Origin of the sequence: Flavobacterium sp. (assembly GCF_044373165.1) — a bacterium.
Classification (GTDB): Bacteria; Bacteroidota; Bacteroidia; order Flavobacteriales; family Flavobacteriaceae; genus Flavobacterium.
The window spans coordinates 1-3,612 of the sequence record NZ_JBILQL010000125.1; the positions used below are offsets into that span (position 1 = coordinate 1).

The following is a 3,612-nucleotide window of genomic DNA, read 5'->3' on the forward strand; positions in this document are numbered from 1 at the left end:
CGATAAACTCACGGCTTACAAAAGCTGCATTGGCCCCTTGATAAACAATAGGAGGTGTTGCTACTGTAGAGTTGATTCCCCAGCGCTGAGCAGTACCGACACCATTGTCAAAAACTGCCCAGTTACCTGTGCCTAAAGTCCAGTTAGTAGAAGGCAGTGCACTCGGACCGGCTGTTGATTCAAATCCTTCTAAAGCCATTTGTGAGTAGCCAAAGACAGAAAAGAACATCAGTAAGATTAATAATGTAGTTTTTTTCATGAAATGAAAATTTTAGTTGTTTAATTGAGTTTTTTTGGATTTTGAGTTCCAAATTTAGTAAAAATTATGAAAAAAAAGGCATTTATATTTTTTTTGAAAGAATAATTGATTTTTAAACATTATGCTTTCGTAAAATAATTGTATACAAACTTTAACTACTTATCATTACTTTTGTCTCTCAATCAAAGATGATGTTAGAAAAAGAAGTAATAAATTTTGAAAGGACTGTACTGGTGGGAATAGTCACTCAAAACCAGAGTGAAGAAAAATTAAATGAATATCTTGATGAGCTGGAATTCCTTACTTTTACCGCCGGAGGAGAAGTCATCAAACGGTTTTCACAAAAACTTGAAAAACCTAACCCTAAAACCTTTTTGGGCACCGGTAAAATCGATGAAATCAATATATTTATAAAGGAGCAAAATATCTCAACCGTAATTTTTGATGATGAATTATCTCCTTCACAACAAAAAAATATTTCCAAAATTCTGGACTGCAAAATCTTAGACAGAACCAACTTAATTTTAGATATTTTCGCTCAAAGAGCAGAAACTTCATACGCACGAACCCAAGTAGAATTGGCCCAATGCCAATATTTATTACCACGATTGTCAGGAATGTGGACTCACTTGGAGCGTCAAAAGGGAGGTATTGGTCTTCGCGGTCCCGGAGAAACAGAAATTGAAACCGACCGACGTATTGTTCGTGACAGAATTGCGTTGTTAAAAGAAAAAATCAGAACAATTGACAAACAAATGGCCGTTCAAAGAAGCAATCGCGGGGCTATGGTAAGGGTTGCTTTAGTGGGTTACACTAACGTAGGCAAATCAACCTTAATGAATGTCATAAGTAAAAGTGAAGTTTTTGTTGAAAATAAATTATTTGCAACATTAGACACAACCGTTCGTAAAGTCGTTATCAAAAATCTGCCATTTCTATTGTCAGATACTGTTGGGTTCATTCGCAAATTGCCTACCCAATTAATTGAGTCCTTCAAAAGTACTTTGGATGAAGTTCGAGAAGCTGATTTATTGTTACATGTAGTTGATATTTCACATGCCGATTTTGAGGAACACATTGTATCTGTGAATCAAATATTACTCGACATTAAAAGCAATGACAAGCCAACCATAATGGTTTTTAATAAAATAGACGCCTACAAACATTTACTAATTGAAGCAGATGATTTAATCACCGAAAAAACAACCAAACACTACACTTTGGAAGAATGGAAAACCACATGGATGAATAATGTTGGTAAAGAAAATGCTCTTTTTATTTCTGCAACAAACAAAGAGAATTTTGAGGAATTCAGAGAAAAAGTATATGAGGCTGTGAGGGAGATTCACATCACGCGATTCCCGTACAATAAATTTTTATACCCTGATTATAAAGAAGCTGCAGAGGATTAAAACAGCCTATTGTAAATAATAAATATATCCTACATTGAACCAAACATTCCAATCATTCGCTCTGTTTTCAAGATAGACTGTAGGATCAGGATTTAGGCCATCAACCCAGTTGGAAAAGTAATACTGGAATCTCATATCAACCATTAAGTCAGACAACTCAGTCAATTTGTATCTGGTGCCTACACTTCCTACAATAGACCAAACTGTTCCTCCTTGGTTTGTAGTACCTCCAAAGTATTTAATAGGAGTAGTTAAAAAATTATCTAAAGTTCCGTCACCAAGTAAAGAATATACTTCCGGATCATAAAAACTAAATTGCCCTCCTAAACTAATAAAAGGTGCCCAAGCGCCAATCGTAGAAGAAAAATCCCTGATACTTAAAGGAAAATATTCTAACTGCATTCCAATGTTAGTAACCGAAGTACTTCCGCGCATTGCTCTCAACTGATTGGCAAATAAAGACGTCTTGTCTGGATCAACCCAACGACCAAAATGCTGTAACTCAGTTTTATTATATGACAACTCACTTCTTAACTTAAAGTGATCATTAAAATAGGTCTCCGGAGTGTAACAGTTACAATCAGCACGGTAAGAAAAATTTAAATAATGTATCAATCCGATACCATATCCTGTATTTCCGGCATTAGTAGAAAAATCATGTCGCTCCCCATAATCAGATTGAAAAGCAACCGGTCCTACGATTACCCCAACTTCATGTGAAAACCCAAACTGGGACAAAGCGTTATTCGAAAATGCAAATAACAAGAGTGTAGCTATAATAAATTTTTTGGGCATTTGCATACTAATAAGTTCAATTCTCGACAAATATATAAAAACATCATTCAGTTATAAAATAAAATAAAATTTTGTTGATTTATATACGAAAAAAAGCAAAAAAAGTTTTAAAACACAACATTAAATATAACTTTCTTTAAATTTTCTTAACATAAAAACAAAAGTTCTGAGAATTTTAAAAAAATTGCGCCCGCATTTTTAATAAAATGTATATTTGTCGGAATTTACGAAAACGTTTTCTTAAAAAAATTAAACAGTATATTTTATGTCACAAAGTATCAACGATTTTATCGAATTAGTTGCCAAAAGAAATGGTCACGAACCTGAATTCATGCAAGCAGTTAAGGAAGTTGCCGAAACCGTAATTCCTTTTATTGAACAAAATAAAAAATACCAAAACAAAATGCTTTTGGAAAGAATGGTAGAGCCCGAAAGAGTCATCATGTTCCGTGTTTGTTGGATTGACGATGCCGGAAATACCCAAGTAAATCGTGGCTACAGAATTCAAATGAATTCTGCCATCGGACCATACAAAGGAGGGATTCGTTTCCATCCTTCGGTTAACTTGAGCATCTTGAAATTTTTAGCTTTTGAGCAAACTTTCAAAAACAGCTTAACTACTTTACCAATGGGTGGAGGAAAAGGAGGTTCTGATTTTGATCCAAAAGGAAAATCGGATAATGAAATCATGAAGTTTTGTCAAGCTTTCATGACTGAATTGTCAAAACATATCGGAGCAGACACAGATGTACCGGCAGGAGATATTGGTGTAGGCGGAAGAGAAGTTGGCTACATGTTTGGTCAATATAAAAGATTGAGAAATGAATTTACAGGAGTATTAACCGGAAAAGGAATCACTTTCGGTGGTTCATTAATCCGTCCTGAAGCCACAGGTTACGGCGATGTTTACTTCGCTCAAAACATGCTGGCTACCAAAGGCGATAGTTTCTCAGGAAAAACCGTAGTCGTTTCAGGTTCAGGAAATGTGGCACAATATGCCATTCAAAAAGCAACTCAATTAGGCGGGAAAGTAGTTACTGCCTCAGATTCATCAGGTTATATTTTTGATGCTGACGGTATTGACGCTGAAAAGTTAGCCTACATCATGGAAATTAAAAATGTCAATTACGGTAGAATTTCCGATTA

General features: G+C 35.0%; 4 protein-coding genes. 2 read left to right on the forward strand and 2 right to left on the reverse strand.

What is annotated here, in order from left to right:
* The coding region (locus tag ACIQ32_RS11410) for a hypothetical protein (protein ID WP_396195815.1) at nucleotides 1-259 on the reverse strand (259 nt) is incomplete at its 3' end.
* Nucleotides 260-450: 191 nt separating this feature from the next.
* Here ACIQ32_RS11410 and hflX point away from each other — a divergent pair.
* The gene (gene hflX, locus ACIQ32_RS11415; protein WP_396195818.1) at nucleotides 451-1,671 is read left to right on the forward strand and encodes a GTPase HflX; all 1,221 of its coding nucleotides are present in this window, start codon (nucleotides 451-453) and stop codon (nucleotides 1,669-1,671) included.
* Nucleotides 1,672-1,677: 6 nt separating this feature from the next.
* Here hflX and ACIQ32_RS11420 read toward each other — a convergent pair whose 3' ends face one another.
* Complete coding sequence (locus ACIQ32_RS11420; RefSeq protein WP_396195816.1) at nucleotides 1,678-2,466, reverse strand: THC0290_0291 family protein; 789 nt, start codon at nucleotides 2,464-2,466, stop codon at nucleotides 1,678-1,680.
* A gap of 265 nt (nucleotides 2,467-2,731) precedes the next feature.
* Here ACIQ32_RS11420 and ACIQ32_RS11425 point away from each other — a divergent pair.
* A partial coding sequence (locus tag ACIQ32_RS11425) for a Glu/Leu/Phe/Val dehydrogenase dimerization domain-containing protein (protein ID WP_396195817.1) occupies nucleotides 2,732-3,612 on the forward strand: 881 nt, incomplete at its 3' end.